The following is a 20,710-nucleotide window of genomic DNA, read 5'->3' as shown; positions in this document are numbered from 1 at the left end:
CGTTCAGGCTGGGGCCGCTGGACCGGACCAGAGCCAGGGCTCACCAGGCAGCGGCGACCTCCGCGTGCGTGCGCAGCAGTCCCTCGGTGGCATCCGCCGGCGCGCGCCCGCAGCCGCACTCCGTCGCGACCCCGAACCGCTCGACGTGACGCTTGGCCGCCTCGACCCGACGGCGAGCGCCCTCCGCGCCGTCCTCCCGGTGCACGAGCCCGACGAAGTGCTTCTCCCCCGCGTCGCCGTAGCAGAGATGAAAGCCGACCTCCACATCAATCGGCACCCGCCCGGCCTGCTCGACGGCGCGGGCGGTGAGCCCGGCCCAGGTCTCGCCCCACCACGATTCGAGGGCACCCTTGCCTCGTGCCGCGTACGTGGCCTGCTCGATGATCTGGAACTCCACGGCGTTGTCCCACTGGATCGCCAGGTCCCCGTGCGGGATCGCGTCGAGGATCGTGTCGAGCTCTCCGAAGAGCGCGTCGCGGTAGACCGGCTCGATGGCGGCCCGCTGTCCTCCGGAAAGAACGCGCCGACGACGGCGACCGGCGTCGGCAGCGACACCTGGAACCGCACGCCCTCGGGCACGACGCCCTCCTCACGCAGCCGCGTGAACACCGCGTACGACTCGATCGCGGCCGCGGCATAGCCGAGGGCGGGGAAGCGGATGGATGCCGGGTCTACCCCGTCCGCGACGCGCAGCGGGCGCGCATCCAGGCCCTTCACCAGGATCGGCGCGTCCCCGATCCGTTCGATTCCCTCCGCCCGAGCGAGCACGTCCGGCTGGAACAGGATCCAGTGGAACCGGGGCCCCACCTCGCCGTCGGGGATCCGCTTCACCCGGCCGCCGAGCACCTGGGCGGCGGTGCGGATCGTGGTCTCGGCATCCGGATAGTTGACGCTTCCCACGAGGAGTGCGCCCTGGGGCTGTGCAATGGTGTCTCGCTTTCGCGTGAGGTGGAACCGCACCAACCTGCCACTGCGGGGAGCGTGCGCGCAAGAGGAGCGAAACGGAGCGCAACTCGGCAGACGAGCCGGGGTGAGACCGCAGCGGCCTAGGTTGAGGGTGTGGCAGAAACCATGACCCGTGAACAGCGCCTGGTTCTGACGATCGCCGTTCTCGCATCGTTCGTGGTGTTCCTCGACGGCACCGTCGTGAACGTGGCCCTTCCCGCGATCGGCCGCGAGCTCGGCGGGGGTCTCACGACCCAGCAGTGGGTGGTGGATGCCTACCTCATCACGCTCAGTGCGCTCATCCTCGTCGCGGGCTCGGTCAGCGACGCGTACGGCCGAAAGCTCGTGCTGCGCATCGGGCTCATCGGATTCGGCATCGCGTCCATCGCGATCGCTGCGGCGCCGAACCCCGAGGTGCTCATCATCGCGCGGGCGGTGCAGGGCGCCGCAGGCGCCTTCCTCGTGCCGAGCTCGCTCGCCCTCATCACCTCCACCTTCTCGGGAGCCGCACAGGGCCGCGCCATCGGCATCTGGACCGCCTTGACGACCTCGGCCATGATCGCCGGCCCGCTGGTAGGCGGGATGTTCGTCGACTTGCTCTCGTGGCGCTTCGCCTTCCTCATCAACGTCGTCCCGATCGCGATCACCCTCTGGCTTCTTCCGCGCATCGAGCATCGCGACATCCGCCGCCCCGACGCTTCCATCGACTGGCTGGGCGCGGCCATGTGCACGTTCGGCCTCGGGGCCGCCGTCTACGCCCTCATCGAGCAGCCGAACCAGGGATGGGCCGCACCGGCCACCTTGATCCCGCTGCTCGCCGGCATCGCGTTGTTCGCCGGCTTCGTGCTGCGCCAGCGCACTGTGACGAACCCGATCCTGCCTCTCGGCCTCTTCCGGGTGCGCAACTTCTCGGCGGGCAACGCTGCGACCCTCTTCATCTATGGAGCACTCGCCTTGAACGGCTTCGTCGTGGGCGTCTACCTCCAGCAGGGTGCCGGGCTGGCGGCCACGGCGGCCGGGCTCGCGAGCCTCCCGACGACGATCCTCCTGATCCTTCTCAGCTCACGGGTCGGGACCCTCGCGGGCAAGTGGGGGCCGCGGCTCTTCATGACGATCGGCCCGCTGACGATGGCGGTCGGGGCCCTTCTTCTGCTCATGGTCTCCGAGGACTTCTCCTACTGGCAGCAGGTGCTGCCCAGCATGATCCTCATGGGACTCGGGCTCGCGATCACCGTGTCGCCGTTGACGTCTGCGGTGCTGGGGGCGATCGACCCCGAGCGCTCGGGCATCGCATCGGCGGTAAACAACGCCGTGTCACGGGTCGCCGGACTGCTGACGATCGCGATGCTGGCGACCATCGTCGGCGGCGCCCTCGACCTCGACGGGTTCCACCGAGCGGCCATCGTCACCGCGATCTTCATGGCGACGGGCGGCATCGTGTCGTTCCTCGGCATCCGGAACCGGACTCCCGTGGGCGCCGCGACGGTCGCACCCGCGGCATCCGAATAGCCCCGCCGAGCGGGCCCCCGACCCTGCCGGAGGGGTGCGTCACCCTGCCAGACTGGCCACATGAGCGTGATCGAGAACTCCAAACTCGCCGTCGTCGGCGCCGGAAGCGTCGGAGCCAGCGTCGCGTACGCGGCCCTCATCCGGGGCTCCGCCCGCCACGTCGCCCTCTACGACATCGCCACCGCCAAGGTGGAGGCCGAAGTGCTGGACCTCGCGCACGGCACCCAGTTCACGGGCGCCAGCGACATCGTCGGCGGCTCGGACATCTCCGTCGTGGAGGGCTCGCATATCGTCGTGATCACCGCCGGCGCGAAGCAGAACCCCGGGCAGAGCCGCATCGAGCTCGCGGGGGTCAACGCCGGAATCATCGCGACCATGATGCCGCAGCTGCTCGAGGTCGCGCCGAACGCGGTCTACGTGCTCGTCACGAACCCCTGCGACGTGCTCACGGTGCTCGCCGCCGAGGCATCCGGACTCCCCCGCGAGCGCATCTTCTCCTCGGGCACCGTGCTTGACACCTCACGGCTCCGGTGGAAGCTCGGCGAACGCGCCGGCGTCTCGACGAGCAGCGTGCACGCCTACATCGTCGGTGAGCACGGCGACACCGAGTTTCCGCTCTGGTCCAAGGCCACGATCGGCACGGTCCCCATCCTCGAATGGGAGACCGAGGGGCATCCGCGGATGACGAAGGACGAGCTCGACTCGATCGCGATCGACGTCCGGGACGCCGCCTACATGGTCATCCAGGGCAAGGGCGCGACGAACTACGCGATCGGGCTCTCGAGCGCCCGGATCGTGGAGGCGGTGCTCAACGACGAGCACGCGGTGATGCCGGTGAGCACGGTGCTGAGCGATTTCCGCGGGGTGGACGGGATCGCGCTGTCGGTGCCGTCGATCGTCAGCGCTTCGGGTGCGGTGCCGATCCGCGAGACGCCTTTCTCCGACGAGGAGGTCGCGCTGCTCCGTCGATCCTCCGACGCCCTCGGCACGGTGATCCAGAGCCTGCGACCCGTTCGCTGACGCCGCGCCGGTGCGGGATTCAGGCTCGACAGGGTCACGACGGCCGAAAACCGCCCGCGGGGAGTACTCCTGACCCGGCGAGCCTGCGCGCGGTCCGCGCTCAGGCGGACGAGACGACGTGGTCGAGCTTGGCCAGCGACGAGGCGAGCCCGACGGCATGGTCCCGGGGGTCGATGCCCGGTGGCACGTCCGTGCACCGCACCGTGACGAGGGTGCCCACCTCGCCCGCCGCGAAGCTCCAGGCCATCGTCATCGTGCCCGCGAACGCCGGGTCGTCCGAGGGGAAGTCGACCTCCCACACCACCCGGTTCGGGGGCTCGAGCGCCACGATGCGCGTCTCGGCGACATCCGAGTCCTGGGTGAACTTGCCGCGTGCGTCTGGGGCGTCGAAGGTCAGCACCATGCGGAAGCCGCCCCCCACTGCCGGGTCGAAACTCTGGAGTCGGCCCGACGCCCCTTCGGGGGGCAGCCAGGCGCTCAGCAGATCCGGGTCGATGAAGGCCCGGAAGATCGCGTGGGGCGGTGCTGCGAGAAGGCGGGATGCCGAGTCGACGCGCATGCCGACAGCATACGTAGCCTTCGCGATGTCGCAAGAGTGGATGTCGGGGGCGCGGGTTAGCCTGAAACCATGGCCACCCGTCGCCCCGCTCCCGCCGCGTATCGCTGCACCGAATGCGGGTGGACGACACCGAAGTGGGCCGGCCGCTGCGCGGAATGCCAGCAGTGGGGAACGGTTGTTGAGGCCGCGGAGCAGACCGGCATCCTGCGCCAGATCGCCGCGGTCGCCCCGACGGGTGAGCGGGCGGCACGGCCGATCACGTCCATCGACACGAGCGAGGCACCGCGGCGCACGAGCGGAGTCGGCGAGTTCGACCGCGTGCTCGGCGGCGGCATCGTCCCCGGCGCGGCCATCCTGCTGAGCGGCGAGCCCGGCGTGGGCAAGTCGACCCTTCTGCTCGAGGTCGCGGCGCAGAGCGCTCGCGCCGGCCGGCGGGTGCTCTATGCGAGCGCCGAGGAGTCGCCCGCCCAGGTGCGCCTCCGCGCGGAACGCACCGGCGCGCTGCACGACGAGCTCTACCTCGCGAGCGAGACCGACCTCGCCACGATCCTCGGGCACATCGACGAGGTGCGGCCAGAGCTCGTGATCGTCGACTCCGTGCAGACCGTGTCGTCCTCGCTGTCGGAAGGCATGGCCGGGCATCCCAGCCAGGTGCGCGAGGTCGCCTCCACCCTCATCCGGGTCGCGAAGGACCGCGGGCTCCCCATCGTCCTGGTCGGACACGTGACCAAGGACGGCCAGGTCGCGGGACCCCGCCTGCTCGAGCACCTGGTCGACGTGGTCTGCCAGTTCGAGGGAGACCCGCACACCTCCCTCCGCTTCGTGCGGGCGCTGAAAAACCGGTTCGGCCCGACCGACGAGGTCGGGTGCTTCGAGATGACCGGCTCGGGCATCGCCGAGGTGCCCGATCCGAGCAGCCTCTTCCTGAGCCGGGGGGCGCCCGTGCCGGGTACCTGTGTTGCGATCGCGCTCGAGGGCAAGCGGGCGATGCCGGTCGAGGTGCAGGCCCTGACCATCCGCACCACCGCCCCGAACCCACGGCGCATCGTGAACGGCGTCGACGCCTCACGGGTCGCGATGGTGCTCGCGGTGCTCGAGCGGCGCGCGAACATCAAGGTGTCCGACCTCGACGTCTACGTCTCCACCGTCGGTGGGGTGCGATTCACCGAACCGGCCGCCGACCTCGCGATCGCGGTCGCTGTGGCCGGATCGATCGACAACAGTGCGGTGCCGCAGGGCATCGCCGCGATCGGCGAGCTCAGCCTCGCGGGCGAGATCCGCCCGGTGACACAGGCCGGCCAGCGGCGCACCGAGGCCACGCGGCTCGGCTACAAGCAGCTGATCGATGAGCGGTCGAAGAACCTGCGCGGGGCCCTGGGCGACATCAAGGTGCGCGGACGCGCGCGCCCGGGCGACGACATCCCGGAGTTCTGAGTCAGGCGTCGAGCGCCTTCAGCAGCTCGTCGGGCGACGCCTGCATCGGGTGCGGGCCCGCGATGTCGAGGAACACCGTCGTGATCGTGTCGTGGTGCGCGGCCAGGAAGGCCCGCAGCCAGTCCGGCGAGTAGACGCCGACGCCGGGCGGCAGGTTCGCCGGCTTGTTCTTCGCGTCGCTGAACAGCAGCAGCGCGACGTCGCCGGTGGCGGCATCCCGGTACGTCCACACCTCGCCGCCGTCGAGCGGGTTGTCGCGCGGACCGGGCTTCAGCAGAGGCACCACCGTGGTGCCGTTGCGGAGAGCCAGGGCGACCGCTGCGATGTCCTGCTTCTCGAGCGCCTGTGCGAGCGCCTCGGACCGGAACTCCAGCGGAGCGCCCTTCTTCTTGCGAGAGGATGCGGCGGCCATCGTTCCAGCGTAGCCGCGGCCTCCTGACCGGCGATCACCCCAGGAATCCGCGCAGCAGCGCTTCGGAGCCGGCCAGGTGCTCGAGCATAGCCGCCGACGCGGCATCCGGCTGCCCGGCGAGGATCGCCGCGACGATGCGCTCGTGCTGCGCGTTCGAGTGCTCGATGTTGCGCGCCAGCAGAGGAAACGTGTCGAGCCACGCGTTGACTCGGGCGCGATTCTCCGCGACGAGGGAGACGAGGGTCGGGATGCCGGCGGCCTCGGCGACGGTCAGGTGCAGCAGGGAGTCGAGCCGGCGGTACTCGGCCTCGCCGGCGCCCTGCAGCTCGACGTGCCGCTGCCAGAGGGCGTCGCGCTCGGCGGCGGTCAGAGTGCGGGCGGCGGCTGCGCGGGCCCCGCCCCCCTCGAGCACCCGGCGGAGACCGAGCACGTCTTCGAGCTCCTCGGCCGTGACCGTCTCCGGGTCGGCGGGGCGCGGGAGGGGATCCGCGACGAATGTGCCGCCGTAGCGGCCCCGCCGCCGGACGAGGTACCCGGCATCGGCGAGCTCCCGGATCGCCTCCCGTACCGTGTCGCGGCTGACGGCGTAGAGCCCCGCCAGTTCTCGTTCGGGTGGCAGCGACTCCCGCGGCGCGACGACCCCCAGCCGTATCGTCTGCACGAGGCGCGCGACCGTGTCTTCGAGGGCGTTGCCCTGCCGCACCGGCCGGTACACGGCACGGCGCACCTCCTCGAGCGGCGCTTCGGTCACGGGCTCAGCCTCCGGCTCGACGTGCACACGGGAGCAGATCGGCCCGCTCCGGGCCCCGGACCGGGGTCCCCGGGCCGGCGCCCGCTCCATTCTGCTCCCGGGTGCTCGGCCCGCCGGACACAACGCAGGAGATCCACCGCGCTCGAGGTTTGTCGCGGCGGTAGGCGCCGCCGGCGCCCCGGGCCTCCTGCATCGTGTCCGAGAGGCGCCGGGCACCCGGGCGCAGATCCGGCCGGCCGCCGCCGGCGCCCCGGATCTCCTGCATCGTGTCCGAGAGGCGCCGGGCACCCGGGCGCAGATCGGGGCACGCAACCCCAATGCGCCGGGCCCGGAGGCCGGTTCGCGCGCAGATCTGCTCCCCGGTGCACACGGGCGCACCTAGAGCGGGGTGACGTAGGCGCTCGAGATGCCTCCGTCGACGACGAACGTGGAGGCAGTGATGAAGGACGCGTCGTCCGAGGCGAGGAACGCGACGGCGGCCGCGAGCTCCTCGGGCTCCGCGAACCTGCCCATCGGCACGTGCACGAGGCGCCGCTGCGCGCGCTCCGGGTCCTTGGCGAACAGTTCCTGCAGCAACGCGGTGTTCACGGGGCCCGGGCAGAGGGCGTTGACGCGGATGCCCTGCCGCGCGAACTGCACCCCGAGCTCGCGGGTCATCGCGAGCACGCCGCCCTTCGAGGCGGTGTAGCTGATCTGCGACGTCGCCGAGCCGAGCAGTGCCACGAAGGACGCCGTGTTGATGATCGATCCGCGGCGCTGCGGAACCATGTGCCGCAGCGCCGCTCGGGAGCACAGGAACACGCTCTTCAGGTTCACGTCCTGCACCCTGTCCCACGCAGGCAGGCCTGTCGTCTCGATCGAGTCGTCGTCGGCGGGCGAGATCCCGGCGTTGTTGAACGCGATGTCCAGGCGGCCCCACCGCTCGAAGACCCCGTCGAAGAGGGCATCGACCCGTGCTTCATCGGCGACATCCACCGGGAAGAACACCCCGCCGACTTCGGATGCCGCGGCCTCCCCCGTCTCCGGGTCGAGGTCGGCGATCACGACCAGCGCGCCCTCGGCGGCGAAGCGCCGCGCCGTCGCGAGGCCGATGCCGCTCGCGCCGCCGGTGATGACCGCGACGCGGTCCTTGAGCCTCTGGGTGAGGTCGATCGTCATGGATGCTGCTCCCTATGGGTCGCGAGAGGCGGTGGATGTCGCTCAATCAGGGTCGGTCGCGAAGAAGACGTTCTTCGTCTGGGTGAAGTGCTCCGCGGCGTCGGGCCCCAGCTCACGGCCGAGCCCCGACTGCTTCATGCCGCCGAACGGGGTCGAATAGCGCACGGAGGAGTGCGAGTTCACGGACAGCACACCGCTCTGCACGCCTCGAGAGACGCGTACGGCGCGGCCCAGGTTCTCGGTCCAGATGGAACCGGCGAGCCCGAAATCGGTGTCATTCGCAAGACGGATGCCGTCGGCGTCGTCCTCGAACGGCAGCACCGCCACCACCGGGCCGAAGACCTCCTTCTGCGCAATGCGGTCGCGCGCGGATGCCGGCAGCACCACGGTCGGAGGGAACCAGAACCCCTCCCCGTCCGGCGCCGACCCCCGGAACGCCACATCGACCCCGTCGAGGAACGACGACACCGTGTCGCGGTGCGCCGACGAGATCAGCGGTCCCATCTCGGTGTCCTCGAGCCGTGGATCACCGACGCGCCACGCCTGCACGGCCGGCTCGAGCAACTCGAGGAACCGATCGAACACAGAGCGCTGCACGAGGATGCGGCTGCGAGCGCAGCAGTCCTGGCCGGCGTTGTCGAACACCGCACCGGGCGCTGCGGCGGCGGCTCGCTCGAGGTCGGCGTCGTCGAAGATGAGGTTCGCGCTCTTGCCCCCGAGCTCGAGCGTCACCGGCTTGAGCATCCTGGCGCAGCCGGCGGCGACATCCATGCCGACCTCGGTGGAGCCGGTGAACACGACCTTGCGCACGTCGGGGTGGCTGACGAAGCGCTCGCCGACGACCGACCCCTGGCCCGTGATCACCTGGAACAGCCCGTCCGGAAGCCCCGCGAGCAGCGCCAGCTCGCCGAGGCGCACCGCCGTGAGCGGGGTGAGCTCGGCCGGCTTGACCAGCACCGCGTTCCCGGCGGCGAGCGCCGGTGCAAAACCCCACGACGCGATCGTCATCGGGAAGTTCCACGGCACGATGATCCCGACGACGCCGTACGGCTCGTGAAAAGTCACATCGAGCCCACCGGCGACCGGGATCTGGCGCCCCGAGAGGCGCTCGGGCGCGCCGGCGTAGTAGTTCAGCACCTGGGCGACGTGCCCGGCCTCCCACCGCGCCGAGCCGATCGGGTGGCCTGAGTTGGCGACCTCGAGCCACGCGAGCTGGTCGGCGTTCTCTTCGACCAACCGGGCGAACGAGCGCAGCGCGTCGGCTCGGGCGACCGGCGGAAGGGCCGCCCAAGAGCGCTGCGCTGCACCGGCACGCGCCACTGCCTCATCGACCTCGGCGATCGACGCGCGCGACACCTCCTGCAGCGGCGTCGCGGTGGCCGGATTGATGACGGTGAAGCTCACGCGCCGACCTCCTGCCCCGAGTGCGTGTTCGGGCGTGAGCCGCGTGAATCCGCATACACGGATGCCGCGGCGACGAGCGCCGCGAACAGCCTCCGGTCCTCGGAGTTCTGCTCCGGATGCCACTGCACGGCGACGAGGTACTGCTCGCCGGGCGCCTCGAATGCGTACACGAGCTCGTCGTCGGTGCGGGCTGTCGGGATGAGGCCCTCGCCGAGGCCGTCGACGCCCTGGTGGTGGTAGCTGTGCACCTCGATCTCGCCGGCGCCGACGATGCCGGCGAGGCGGGTACCGGCATCGACCACCGCGGTGTTCGTCGCGAACTGGGCGCGGCCGATCCGGTAACGCTCCGTGCCCAGAGCATCGGGCAGATGCTGGTGCAGCGTGCCGCCGTGCGCGACGTTGATCACCTGAAGTCCACGGCAGATGCCGAAGACCGGCATCCCGCGCTCTTCCGCGCCGCGCAGGAGGGCGAACTCCCATTCGTCGCGGTCTTCGCGGGGCGGGTTGGTCTCCGGATGCCGCTCCGCACCGTACCGCTCGGGATCGATGTCGAGTCCGCCGGTGAGGATCAGCCCGTCGAGGCCGTCGAGCACGGCCGCCGCAGCGGCGTCGACCCGCGGCTGTGGCGGGAGAAGCACGGCGACTCCGCCGGATCCGGTGACGCCGTCGAAGTACTGCTGCGGCAGGAGTCCGGCGCGCACGTCCCAGACGCCGTACTTCGTCTGCTCGAGGTACGTCGTGAGGCCGATCACGGGCGCACGCCCTTGGTCGGTTCCTGAGCCAGTCGAAGCGTCGCTCGACCCCTCGACAAGCTCGGGGACCGGATGCCGGCCGGCCGCCGACCCAGCCCCCGTCGCTGAGCCAGTCGAAGCGTCGCTCGACCCCTCGACAAGCTCGGGGACCGGATGCCGGCCGGCCGCCGACCCAGCCCCGGTCGCTGAGCCTGTCGAAGCGTCGGCGTCAGAGTCGTTCGAAACCACGGACCCTCTCCCAGTCGGTCACGGCCGCATCGAACGCCTCCACCTCGATGCGCGCCTGGTTCAGGTAGTGCTCGACCATGTCGTCGCCGAAGGCTGCGCGAGCGATCGCGGATCCGTCGAAGAGTGCCGCCGCCTCCCGCAACGTCGTCGGCAAGGTCTCTCCCCCGGCCGCATAGGCGTTGCCGGTCAGCGGATCGGGCAGGGGCAGTTCGTGCTCGATGCCGTGCAACCCACCGGCGATGATCGCGGACACCGCGAGGTAGGGGTTCACGTCGCCGCCCGGCACCCGGTTCTCGACCCGCAGACCCGACCCGTGCCCGACCACGCGCAGCGCGCACGTGCGGTTGTCGATGCCCCATGCCACGCCGGTCGGGGCGAACGAACCCTTCGCGAACCGCTTGTACGAGTTGATCGTGGGTGCATAGAGGAAGGTGAACTCCCGCAGAGTGGCAAGGACCCCGGCGATCCAGTGGCCCATCAGCGGGCTGAAGCCGTGCTCCCCGTCCCCCGACATCACGGTGTCACCGGAGTCCGCACGCACAGACAGGTGAATGTGGCAGCTGTTGCCCTCGCGCTCGTTGAATTTCGCCATGAACGTGAGCGCCTTGCCGTGGCGGTCGGCGATCTCCTTCGCGCCGTTCTTGTAGATCGTGTGGTCATCGCAGGTCTGCAGCGCCTCGGCGTAGCGGAACGCGATCTCCTGCTGACCAAGGTTGCACTCGCCCTTGACGCCCTCGGAGTACATGCCGGCGCCGTCCATGCCCACGCGGATGTCGCGCAGCAGCGGCTCGAGGCGGGTCGTGGCGAGCAGGTTGTAGTCGACGTTGTAGTCGGTCGAGGGCGTCAGCCCCCGGTACCCCTTGGCCCACGCCTCGCGGTACGAGTCGTCGAAGACGATGAACTCCAACTCGGTGCCGGCGAAGGCGACGAGGCCGCGTTCGGCGAGGCGCTCGCGCTGGCGATTCAGGATGTCGCGTGGCGACTGCACGACGCGGTCGCCGTTCTCCCACCCGAGGTCGGCCATCACCAGCGCCGTGCCCTGCTGCCACGGCAGCACGCGCAGCGTGTCGATATCCGGGATCAGCATCATGTCGCCGTAGCCGGTCTCCCAGCTCGACATCGGATACCCCTCGACGGTGTTCAGGTCGACATCGACCGAGAGGAGATAGTTGCAGGCCTCGGCGCCGTGCGGCAGCACGACATCGCGCCAGAAGCGTGCCGAGACGCGCTTGCCGACGAGTCGGCCCTGCGCGTCGGGGAAGGCGATGATCACGGTGTCGATCTCACCGGCACCGATCGCGGCATCCAGCTCGGCACTCGTCAGGTTTCCCGCCATGCGCATCCCTTCGTGTGGCACCGTCGGCGCGTATCCCACCATTGGGCGAGCCGATCATCCGCGTGACGAGCCTAACTGTAGGGGGAAACTTGGCTTCAAAGGTAGACAACGAGTACCAATAGGCATCACAATCATGCCCAAGGTGCGCCCGGCGCCTCACCCGAATGCCCTCCGGAGGTCGAATGTCCCACTCGAGCGGTGACGCCAGAAAAGTCGCGGGAGCCACATACCAGCGAGCAGGCGACGGCTACTTCGAAAAGCGCACACTGAAACGCTCCGCCGGGATATGGGGGCTGTGGGGTCTTGCGGTCGCCGCGGTGATCTCCGGTGACTTCTCCGGCTGGAACTTCGGCATCGAGTTCGCCGGTTTCGGGGGGATGCTGATCGCCTTCGTCATCCTCGTCGCCATGTACTACGGCATGATCTTCTCGATCGGCGAGATGGCCGCCGCGATGCCGCACACGGGCGGCGCGTACTCCTTCGCCCGTTCCGCCATGGGCCCGTGGGGCGGTCTCATCACCGGCGCCGCCGAGACGATCGAGTACGTCGCGACGACCGCGGTGATTGTGTACTTCTCGGCCTCCTACGCCGATGCCATCACGAGCGAGCTGCTGAACTTCTCCATGCCGACGTGGGTGTGGTGGATCATCCTCTACGTCGTCTTCATCGCGCTGAACTCCGCGGGCGCGGCCATCTCCTTCAGGTTCGCGATCGTGGTGTCCATCATCTCGATCGGCATCATCCTGATCTTCTCGCTCATGTCACTGTTCAGCGGCGCCTTCTCGTGGGATGCGCTGTGGGACATCGAGCCCGATCCCGGTCAGACGGTCTTCCTGCCGCATGGCGTGGTGCCGATCCTGTTCGCCCTGCCGTTCGCGATGTGGTTCTTCCTCGGCATCGAAGAGCTTCCCCTCGCCGCGGAGGAGTCTCACGACCCGGTGCGCGACATCCCGAAGGCGGGCTTCTGGGCCCGCGGGACGCTGATCGTCACAGGCCTTCTGGTGCTCTTCCTGAACACCGGAGTCATCGGGGCAGAGGCCACGGGCGTCGCCGCCGAGCCGCTGCTCGACGGATTCCGCGCGATCGTGGGAGACCAGCTCGCGGCCCTGCTGGCCCTCTTCGCGCTCGTCGGGCTGCTCGCCTCACTGCAGGGCATCATGTTCGCGTACGGCCGCAACATGTACTCCCTCTCCCGTGCGGGCTACTACCCGCGCTTCCTCTCGCTCACGGGCAAGCGTCAGACGCCGTGGGTCGCCCTCACCGTCGGCGCGGTCATCGGATTCATCGCCCTCGTGGTGCTCGATACCGTCGCCGCCTTGAACGAGGGCGCGGGGGCCGTTGCCGGCGCCATCGTGCTGAACATCGCCGTGTGGGGCGCGGTTCTCGCCTACCTGCTCCAGATGATCTCGTTCATCATCCTCCGCAGGAAGTTCCCGAACGCGAGCCGCCCGTACCGCAGTCCGTGGGGCATCCCCGGCGCCGTCATCGCCGCGGTGATCGCGGCGCTCATCTTCGTCGGATTCCTGCTGAATCCGACGTTCGTGCCCGCGATCATCGCCATCGCCATCGTCTACGTCGTGATCCTGATCGGCTTCGCCCTGTTCTTCCGCCACCGCCTGGTGCTCTCTCCCGAAGAGGAGTACGCCCTCTCCGGGGGAACGCACGGCGACCCGCAGGCCGAAGGGTACGACGCGATGGAGCCCCAGGTCTTCGGAGAAAAGCCCTAGCACGGGGGATGGGGCGGGCGCGTCTGGGACGCGCCCGCCTTCTGTCTGCCCGGTGTCAGCCGGGAGGCCCGGTGTCAGGGCAAAAAGAAGGGGCCCTCTCGAGTTCTCCATTGGGGACTGGACAACTCGAGAGGGCCCATCGCTCGCCGTGCTCGCTACCTCACCGCTGGGGACGGTTGAGAGGTGCGCACGTGAGCTCACTAATCAACCTAGTGAATCTTCCCGATTCGGTCTGTCCCCTCTTCGGGGGACATTTTCACCGAGGTCAGAAGAGCAGGAACTGCTTCGTCTCGATGGACGGGATTCCGCCGATCCCGACGCTCACGTGGTACGAAGAACCTGCGCCAGGCGCCCGCTGCCGATTGGGATCCTGGCAGCTCTCGACCGTCGACCGCGTGCGGTCCCAGGTCAGCGGAGCAGCGCTGGCGACGGTCTGACCCGCCGTGAGGAGCACCACCATATCACTCGGCTCGGTCTGGCAGTCGGTCGATCGCCACCAGGTGTCGGCGCCGCTGGAGACGGTGAACGACTGGGTGGTCGTTCCGACGTTGAGGGTGCAGTCCCGCGTGCCACGATTGGTGAGCTGGATGCTGAGCTGCGGATTCTCGCCGGCCTGGTAGCTCTCCTTGTCGGTCAGCGCGACGACCTCGATCTCCGAGGCGACGCAGGGGCCGGCGCTCGGTTTCGATGAGGCGCTTGCTTCGGATGAGGCGCTGGGCGTCGACGAAGCTGCGGGCGTCGAGGACGGCGTAGGCGGTGGCGAGGGCGCTGGTGGGGCGGCCGGCGTCTCGTCAGTGGGCACCGGCACCTCGGTGGCGCCCTGCGCGGTGGGAGTGGCCGACGGGGTCGGTGCGGCGGCGGTCCCCTCCGCCGCCGTCCCCCTCCACGGCTGGGCGATGAACAGCCAGGCGACGAGGGCGGCGACGAGCAGGATGCCGAGCAGCAGCATCAGCCGCCGCCGGCGGTAGACGGCCGGGGAGGTGCGCCTGCGGACGCGTTCTGTGGCCATGCATCAAGGCTAAGCCCGGCCGCCGGAACACCCCGCAGACGCGGCGCGTCAGTCCGCGGCCAGCGCCTCGACCGGCGCGACCCTGGTGGCGAGCCGGGTCGGCACGACCGCCCCGATCAGCGCGAGCGCCGCGGCCGCGAGGACGACGGCCAGCAGCGTCAGCCAGGGCATCGCCGGCGCCACAAGCAGACCGCCCGTGGGCGAATCCGGCGACACCCGCACCGATCCGAGCAGCGACTGCGCGCCCGCCCACCCGTACGCGACTCCCAGCACGAGCCCTGAGGCGACCGCCGCGATGGTGACGTGGGCAGCCTCGGCCAGCACCATCCGCCGCACCTGCGCGTTCGAGAGGCCGAGCGCCCGCAACAGCCCGAGCTCCCGGCGGCGCTGCACGATCCCGAGCGTGAGCAGGTTGACCAGCCCCACGGCGGCGATGACGGCGCTCACCCCGATCAGCACCGTGACGATCGCGACGAACGTGTCGAGCACGGTCACGAGGTCGGGTGCGAGGGAGCCCCCGGCCGAGGCGGTGAGCACCGCCTTGGTGGTTTCAAGCGCCACCGCGAACATGGTGATCAGTGTGACGCCGATGACGATGCCGATGGCCATCCGCGACGAGCGTTCGGGATACCGTAGCGCGTTCTCGGCCGCGAGGCGCGCGGGCGCCGATCGACCGAACCACCGGCCGACCAGCCGCAGCACCGGCGGCATGAAGACCGCGGCCCCGAGCACGAGCCCGGAGAAGGAGAGGAGGCCTCCGAAGAACGCGACGATCAGCCCGAACGGAACGAGGAGTCCGAGCGCGATGCCCGCCGCGAGCAGCAGAGCGCCGAGTGCGAACAGGGTGATCGCCACCGCGTTGCGGCCCTTGCGGTGCGCGAGGTCGTCATGCGCCGTCTCCACCGAGCCGCCGAGCGCCTGCAGCGGGGTGACGGACAGCACGCGGCGCGAGCCGACCCAGGCGGCGGCCCATGTGGTCGCCGCGACGATCGCGGCGGGGATCAGGAGCGCCCCGTGCACGACCGAGTAGGACACCCCGTCGACGCCGAGCAGGGTTCCCGCGACGGCGACGCAGGCGGCGGAGAAGCCGGTGCCCGCGAGCAGGCCGAGCATCGCCCCGAGAACGCCGACGAGCAGGCCCTGGCGCGCGACATCCGCCCGCTGCGACCGCGCGGATGCCCCCACCAGCCGCATCAGGGCGATCCGGCGGGTGCGCCCCGCCACCACTGTCGAGAACGTGTTCGCGGTCACGATGGCGCCGACGTAGATGGCGATGCCGAGGAAGATCACCGAGACGATGCCCAGCACGAAACCGAGGGTCTCGCTGTCGCCGATGTACGGATTCGCGGTCAGCACGGCCGCGATGTACCCGGTCGCGCTGAGCAGCACGGCTCCGAAGGCGCTCGAGAGCGCGGCGACGAGGATGCTCGCGCCCATGCCGCGATCGCGCAGCCAGGCGAGGTGAGGGGATGCCGCCGGCCACAGTCGCGCGGTCGCCGGAGACGCATCCACGGTCGCGCCGGTCATGCCGCCACCTCCATCCCGAGCATGTAGGAGCTGATGTCCGCCGCCGCCTGGCGCGGCTTGTCGGCGACGATGCGCCCGTCGCCGAGGAACAGCACCCGATCGGCGTAGCTCGCGGCGACCGGGTCGTGCGTCACCATCGCGATGCTCTGCCCGTGCTCGCGGCTCGCGGAGGCGAGCAGCGAGAGCACCTCTCGACCGCTGCGGGAATCGAGGTTCCCCGTCGGCTCGTCGGCGAAGACGAGGTCGGGCGCGGTCGCGAGCGCGCGGGCGATGGCGACCCGCTGCTGCTGTCCCCCGCTCAGCTGGTGCGGGCGGTGCCGGAGGCGAGGACCGAGCCCGAGGCTCTCGACGAGACCGTCGATGCGGGCACGCTCCAAGGCGCTCGGCCGGCGGCCGTCGAGGTCGAAGGGAAGCGTGATGTTGCCGATCGCGTCGAGCGTCGGAACGAGGTTGAACGCCTGGAAGACGAAGCCGACGCGGCGCCGGCGAAGGATCGTGAGGTCGAGGTCGGGCAGGCCGGTGATCTCGGTGTCGCCGATCCAGCTGCGCCCCTGCGTCGGCGAGTCGAGGCCCGCCATGATGTGCATGAGGGTGGACTTGCCGGAGCCGCTCGGGCCCATGATGGCGGTGAACTGACCGCGGCGGATTCCGACGCTGACGCCGTCGAGGGCGCGCACCTCGCCCTCGCCCGTGCCATAGGTCTTCGTCAGGTGCTGCACCCGGGCGGCGAGGCCGAGGTCTGTCGTTGTGATCTCCATGCTTCGACGCTACGAACCCGATCGCGTGGCCCGCGTCGGCCCGTCGTCGCATCGCCGTACATCGGAAGGATGATTCGCCGGGCGTCGGCGGCAGGCGCGAACGGTGTCAGGAGCGGGCCACGGGGATCGCTCCGCCGCTCTCCCCTGGCTCCGGGTGGGGCGCGTAGACCCGCAGCGCCGACGGCACGATCACGCACGACAGGGTGTAGCGACCGTCCTCGTCGACCGCCGGGCGGCGCTCCAGTTCGCCATCGTGTGCGTAGAAGGTCGCGCGCCCGTGCCGCGGCAGCACGTGGATCTGGATCTGCCGGGTGGTGATGTGCTCGACATCGGATGCCGGCGGGAGCAGTCGCAGCGTCCGCAGCACGGTGCGCGTCGCCTTGCCGAACGAGAGCGAGGCGACCGCCTGCAGGCGTGATCCTCGTGCGTGGAGGATCCGCACATCCAGCACGTCGTCCGACAGCGTCTGGCGCTGCATCGTCGCCACGTGCCCGGGCGTGTTGCGCCCGACGCTCGCGAACACCGACCAGACGCGCGCCTGCGTGCCGTCGAGCTCGATGTCGATGGCCTCGGCGTCGCGCAGTTCGCGCCAGGTCGCCGCGACGCCGCCGAACCACTTGCCGAGCCGCGCGCGGCGGCGGGCGCGCTGGGCGACGAAGTCGGGGTAGATGCCGATGGATGCCGCGTTCAGCACGGTGATCGACCGGCCGGCGGTGGTCAGCTCGCCCACGCTCGCCGCGACGCCGGCGCCGGTCTGCAGCGCGCTGATCGCGACATCCACGCTGTCGATCCCCGCTGCGCGGACGAAGTGGTTGAAGGTTCCGCCTGGCAGGGCGAACAGCGGCAGGTCGAATTCGCGCGCGAGGTGGGCCATTCGGGACACCGAGCCGTCGCCACCGTAGACGCCCAGCACGCGAGGCGGATTGTCAGCGGCCATCGCCTCGCGGACGGCGGCGTCGAGCGTCTCGTCCGGCCCGAGCTCCCGCAGCACGGCCTTCGGCAGCCGCTCGGCGATCACGGGGCGCGGATCGAAGCGGATGACGGAGGTGCCGGCATCCGCATTCAGCATGATGATCACGCCTTCGCCGTCGAGCGACGCGGGAAGCAGGATCGGCTCGACGACCTGCGCGACCTCGGGTTCCGGGTCGTCGCTCAGGCGCCGTGCGGGCACGAGCAGGCGTCCGATCAGCGCCACCGTTGCCCCGATCGCCACGCCTCCGACGACATCCGAGAGCCAGTGCGCGCCCACGTGCAGGCGCGAATACGCCACGGCGGCGGCGAGGGGGCCGACGACGGCTCCCGCCGCGGGCGACTCCACGGCCACTCCGGTCGCGAACGCCGCCGCGCTGGCCGAGTGGCCGGAGGTGAAGGAGGCGGTGGAGGGGTACTTCTTGAGCTGCCGCACCGCGGGCACGTCGTGGAAGACAGGACGAGGGCCGCCGTAGATCCTCTTGACGACGAGGTCCGACAGGGCACTCGCGACCGCCATGGAGGCGACACCGCGCAGCGCACCGCGGCCGAAGCCGAGGACGAGCAGGGTGCCGCCCGCGACGTACCAGAGCACGCCGTGGTCGGCGGCGCGGCTGAGCCGTCGGTACCCCCGGTCGCGCAGGTGCCACGACGGGGAGGCGTTGATGCTGCGGTTCACGGCGCGGTCGATGCGGCGCACCCACTGGGGCAGGACGCGTGCGCGGCGGAAGGCGACCACGGGATGCCGCAGGGTGGTGAAACGCATACCCCGAGGCTAGTTGCGGCCCGAGGGCCGCCCAACCGCACGCCGCCGCCACCTCGCCGAGTTCGAGGGCCGCGCACACCTTAGGTCGGCCCATTGCCTGGGGAATCGCCAAACGCTACAGTTCGAAGCGATCCCCGAAAGCTCACGAAGACGTGTGCCAGAGGAGACATGGATGCCCGGAATCTTCCGACGGTCGGCCGATACCCTGCCGGGACCCGCCCCGTGTCTTTCTCACGCAGTCCCATCAGCCGTCGCGTCCTGCTAAGATCCGCCACAGTCGCGGCCACTCTTGCCGCTTCGGGCGTCTTTGATGGCAAGACGGTTGCCGCCGCCGATGCGGGTCTCCCCCGCACGGCCGCCGCCGACGTGGGCGCCGCACAGTCCGCCGTCGGAGCTGGAGGCTTCGTGACCACGACGCAGATCGACCCGCGGTCGTACCTCAAGGCCGGCCAGACGTGGACCACGGTGGCTTGTGTCCGTCCAGCCATGCAGGCCGCCATCGACGAAGCGCACAAGCGAGCGCTCAGCGACCCGAACGCCGTGGTCGAGATCGTCATACCGCCCGGTGTGGGCAGGCTCACGACGAGGTCCCCGCGAGCACCGATCAATCAGTCATCCGCCGCCGTCCCGAAGAGCAGCTACGACAACCGGATCGGGTTCGGACTGCGCGCGAACCTGGCGGGGAAGATCATCTTCCGCGGTTCGGGCGGCCAGTCACGCGCGTCGGTGATCCGCTTGTCGGACAACGCGCGCAATCTGTTCTGGATCGACTCCGACACCGGCATCGCCTGGATCGACACGGCCGCGCGGGAGAGCTCCGGCGCAGTCGTGAAGCGCCCCGCGAAGCCCCTGATGCTGCGCAACGTGCTGTTCCAGGGCTTCGCCGTGGACAACAACTTCTCGACCGGGAACGGCCACATCGTGTGCGGCACGGTTCCGAGTTATGGGACCTCGCAGCGCTATGTCAGCGTGATGAACGTCCATGCCGCCGATATCGACGTGTGGGGTGTGACGCGGCCGGCGACCCCGACCGACCAGAACGCCACGAGCAAGGCGCCTTTCGTGTACGTTGCGCGCCACTTCAGCGACTACGAGGGCAACGGGGGCCCGGCCAACGGCACACTTGTGGGTCACGCGTGGAAGGGGTGGGATCTCGAAACGGTGGCGGGCCGATCGGCGGCGCATACGACGGGCTGGACATGGATGCGCAGCCTGTCCTTCAGCCAGGTCCGAGCCACGAACACCACCCGCGGCATCATCGTGATAGCCGAGAACCATGCGGCCTACTCGCACTGGGTCGATGACATCGCGATGGACAGCTGCGAGCACCGCCAGGACGCACCGTACACGTCGGCCGGCTTTCCGCAGACCAGTTTTTTCATCGGAGGCAGCTGCCAGGGCGGCTCGGCTTCCGTCACATCGTGCACCTCTGTGAACGTGGGGGACGACGGCCTGGAGCTCGGAGGCATGCAGAGCGTCGTGGTCCGGGGGTTCACCAGCGTGAACGCCTGTCTCTCCGGGATCTATCTGCGCTTCGCGCAGCCGCCCCTCGACTGGACGACGACGAAGGTCGTGATCGAGGACTCCACGTTCTCCATCACCGGCGAGACGCTTCTGCCCACCCTGGGCGGCGTCTTCCGCTCCGTCCCCATCGACACGAAGTTCACGGGCGATGCCGCCCCGTACGCCCTCGGCGAGTTGCAGGTCACCCGGTGCGCGACCGTCATCGACGGCACGTATACGACCGAAGGGATCGCGAGGAAGGGCGTGATCGACAGGTTCCTCCGCAGAAACAGATACGGATGGTTCCTCATCGGCCCCGTGGTGAAGGCGTCGTACGCCAACTGCACCGCCACCCTGTCGAATGTCCTCCTCAACTCCAGCGTGTCCACCGACACCCATCAGATCGTCATGTGGCACTCGCAGCAGAAGATCCCTCCCGAACTGGGCGTCTCACCGTCCATCACGGTGACCGACTGCAGGGCAACCGTCGCCGATGTCGCAACCAACGGCGCCCGCGGAGAATTGGTGGGCGTGGCGACGCACACGATGGGATCCTCGACCACGACGCGGTTCAGGCTGGAAATGACCGGGTGCGATGGCGTTTTCACCCGGGCTGACATCGCCCGCTTGGGGTGGCTGCTGCCAAGCCTCACGCCCAACAGCTGCGCGCGGCACGTCGTCCTGGGTGTCGCCGGGATCATGACGTCGTCGACCGCCGACACGTGCGCCGGCGTCGCAGTATTCGACGAGCAGCCGGTGGCGTCCTCCCGTGTCCTCGGGATCACGACCGCCTCGTGGGGGAGCGCTCCGAAAGTGGACACGTCGGCCGGCCCGATGAACAGCCAGAACATGTCGCGGGTCTGAACGCGCGGCCCCGCCGGTCGGCGCGGCCGGCGCAAGCGGGCAGAGGAGCCCGTTGCCGGACGCGGCGGGAGTCGTTACC

At 70.0% G+C, this 20,710-nt stretch carries 18 protein-coding genes; 6 read left to right on the top strand and 12 right to left on the bottom strand.

Going from position 1 to position 20,710, the window contains the following annotated elements:
* Positions 1 to 40: 40 nt before the first annotated feature.
* Positions 41 to 397 carry a hypothetical protein gene (locus ACLQ2Q_RS08370; RefSeq protein ID WP_425819892.1) on the bottom strand — a complete coding sequence of 119 codons (357 nt, stop codon included), beginning with the start codon at positions 395 to 397 and terminating at the stop codon, positions 41 to 43.
* Positions 398 to 427: 30 nt separating this feature from the next.
* Here ACLQ2Q_RS08370 and ACLQ2Q_RS08365 point away from each other — a divergent pair, with 30 nt between their 5' ends.
* The 3 genes from ACLQ2Q_RS08365 (at position 428) to ACLQ2Q_RS08355 (ending at position 3,474) form a co-directional block, all read left to right on the top strand.
* On the top strand, positions 428 to 640 hold the full coding sequence (locus ACLQ2Q_RS08365; RefSeq protein WP_425819890.1) for a hypothetical protein: 213 nt from the start codon (positions 428 to 430) through the stop codon (positions 638 to 640).
* Between the two features lie 431 nt (positions 641 to 1,071).
* On the top strand, positions 1,072 to 2,454 hold the full coding sequence (locus tag ACLQ2Q_RS08360; RefSeq protein WP_425819973.1) for an MFS transporter: 1,383 nt from the start codon (positions 1,072 to 1,074) through the stop codon (positions 2,452 to 2,454).
* 60 nt (positions 2,455 to 2,514) lie between these two features.
* A complete protein-coding gene (locus tag ACLQ2Q_RS08355) occupies positions 2,515 to 3,474 on the top strand; it encodes an L-lactate dehydrogenase (protein WP_425819888.1) in 960 nt (319 codons plus the stop codon).
* Between the two features lie 100 nt (positions 3,475 to 3,574).
* Here ACLQ2Q_RS08355 and ACLQ2Q_RS08350 read toward each other — a convergent pair whose 3' ends face one another.
* Positions 3,575 to 4,033 (bottom strand): SRPBCC domain-containing protein, encoded by a 459-nt coding sequence (locus ACLQ2Q_RS08350; RefSeq protein WP_425819887.1) that lies wholly within the window; start codon positions 4,031 to 4,033, stop codon positions 3,575 to 3,577.
* A gap of 69 nt (positions 4,034 to 4,102) precedes the next feature.
* Between ACLQ2Q_RS08350 and radA the strand changes: the two genes are divergently transcribed.
* Entirely contained in the window at positions 4,103 to 5,467 is a 1,365-nt protein-coding gene (gene radA / locus ACLQ2Q_RS08345; RefSeq protein ID WP_425819885.1) for a DNA repair protein RadA, read from the top strand.
* 1 nt (position 5,468) lies between these two features.
* Here radA and ACLQ2Q_RS08340 read toward each other — a convergent pair whose 3' ends face one another.
* The 6 genes from ACLQ2Q_RS08340 to ACLQ2Q_RS08315 form a co-directional block, all read right to left on the bottom strand.
* Positions 5,469 to 5,879 carry a dehydrogenase gene (locus ACLQ2Q_RS08340; RefSeq protein WP_425819883.1) on the bottom strand — a complete coding sequence of 137 codons (411 nt, stop codon included), beginning with the start codon at positions 5,877 to 5,879 and terminating at the stop codon, positions 5,469 to 5,471.
* A 34-nt stretch (positions 5,880 to 5,913) separates the two neighbouring features.
* On the bottom strand, positions 5,914 to 6,630 hold the full coding sequence (locus ACLQ2Q_RS08335; protein ID WP_425819881.1) for a FadR/GntR family transcriptional regulator: 717 nt from the start codon (positions 6,628 to 6,630) through the stop codon (positions 5,914 to 5,916).
* A 378-nt stretch (positions 6,631 to 7,008) separates the two neighbouring features.
* Entirely contained in the window at positions 7,009 to 7,788 is a 780-nt protein-coding gene (locus ACLQ2Q_RS08330; RefSeq protein ID WP_425819879.1) for a 3-oxoacyl-ACP reductase, read from the bottom strand.
* A gap of 42 nt (positions 7,789 to 7,830) precedes the next feature.
* Positions 7,831 to 9,192: an aldehyde dehydrogenase family protein gene (locus ACLQ2Q_RS08325; RefSeq protein ID WP_425819877.1), complete on the bottom strand. Its 1,362-nt coding sequence runs from the start codon at positions 9,190 to 9,192 to the stop codon at positions 7,831 to 7,833.
* Positions 9,189 to 9,944 (bottom strand): gamma-glutamyl-gamma-aminobutyrate hydrolase family protein, encoded by a 756-nt coding sequence (locus ACLQ2Q_RS08320; protein ID WP_425819875.1) that lies wholly within the window; start codon positions 9,942 to 9,944, stop codon positions 9,189 to 9,191. Before ACLQ2Q_RS08320 ends, ACLQ2Q_RS08325 begins: the two co-directional genes overlap by 4 nt.
* A 208-nt stretch (positions 9,945 to 10,152) precedes the next feature.
* Positions 10,153 to 11,508 (bottom strand): glutamine synthetase family protein, encoded by a 1,356-nt coding sequence (locus tag ACLQ2Q_RS08315; protein ID WP_425819873.1) that lies wholly within the window; start codon positions 11,506 to 11,508, stop codon positions 10,153 to 10,155.
* A gap of 182 nt (positions 11,509 to 11,690) precedes the next feature.
* On the opposite strand from ACLQ2Q_RS08315, the gene ACLQ2Q_RS08310 reads away from it, so the two are divergent.
* The gene (locus ACLQ2Q_RS08310) at positions 11,691 to 13,235 is read left to right on the top strand and encodes an amino acid permease (protein WP_425819871.1); all 1,545 of its coding nucleotides are present in this window, start codon (positions 11,691 to 11,693) and stop codon (positions 13,233 to 13,235) included.
* 265 nt (positions 13,236 to 13,500) lie between these two features.
* Here ACLQ2Q_RS08310 and ACLQ2Q_RS08305 read toward each other — a convergent pair whose 3' ends face one another.
* From ACLQ2Q_RS08305 to ACLQ2Q_RS08290, 4 genes are all read right to left on the bottom strand, one after another.
* Entirely contained in the window at positions 13,501 to 14,244 is a 744-nt protein-coding gene (locus ACLQ2Q_RS08305; protein WP_425819869.1) for a hypothetical protein, read from the bottom strand.
* 48 nt (positions 14,245 to 14,292) lie between these two features.
* Positions 14,293 to 15,771 carry an FtsX-like permease family protein gene (locus ACLQ2Q_RS08300; RefSeq protein WP_425819867.1) on the bottom strand — a complete coding sequence of 493 codons (1,479 nt, stop codon included), beginning with the start codon at positions 15,769 to 15,771 and terminating at the stop codon, positions 14,293 to 14,295.
* Positions 15,768 to 16,529 carry an ABC transporter ATP-binding protein gene (locus tag ACLQ2Q_RS08295; RefSeq protein WP_425819865.1) on the bottom strand — a complete coding sequence of 254 codons (762 nt, stop codon included), beginning with the start codon at positions 16,527 to 16,529 and terminating at the stop codon, positions 15,768 to 15,770. Before ACLQ2Q_RS08295 ends, ACLQ2Q_RS08300 begins: the two co-directional genes overlap by 4 nt.
* Positions 16,530 to 16,635: 106 nt before the next feature.
* A complete protein-coding gene (locus ACLQ2Q_RS08290) occupies positions 16,636 to 18,264 on the bottom strand; it encodes a bifunctional phosphatase PAP2/diacylglycerol kinase family protein (RefSeq protein WP_425819863.1) in 1,629 nt (542 codons plus the stop codon).
* A gap of 405 nt (positions 18,265 to 18,669) precedes the next feature.
* On the opposite strand from ACLQ2Q_RS08290, the gene ACLQ2Q_RS08285 reads away from it, so the two are divergent.
* Positions 18,670 to 20,631 (top strand): hypothetical protein, encoded by a 1,962-nt coding sequence (locus ACLQ2Q_RS08285; protein ID WP_425819861.1) that lies wholly within the window; start codon positions 18,670 to 18,672, stop codon positions 20,629 to 20,631.
* Positions 20,632 to 20,710: the final 79 nt, after the last annotated feature.

It is taken from the genome of Microbacterium sp. DT81.1 (genome assembly GCF_049844955.1).
Taxonomy (GTDB): Bacteria; Actinomycetota; Actinomycetes; order Actinomycetales; family Microbacteriaceae; genus Microbacterium.
This window is presented reverse-complemented; position numbering and strand designations above follow the sequence as displayed.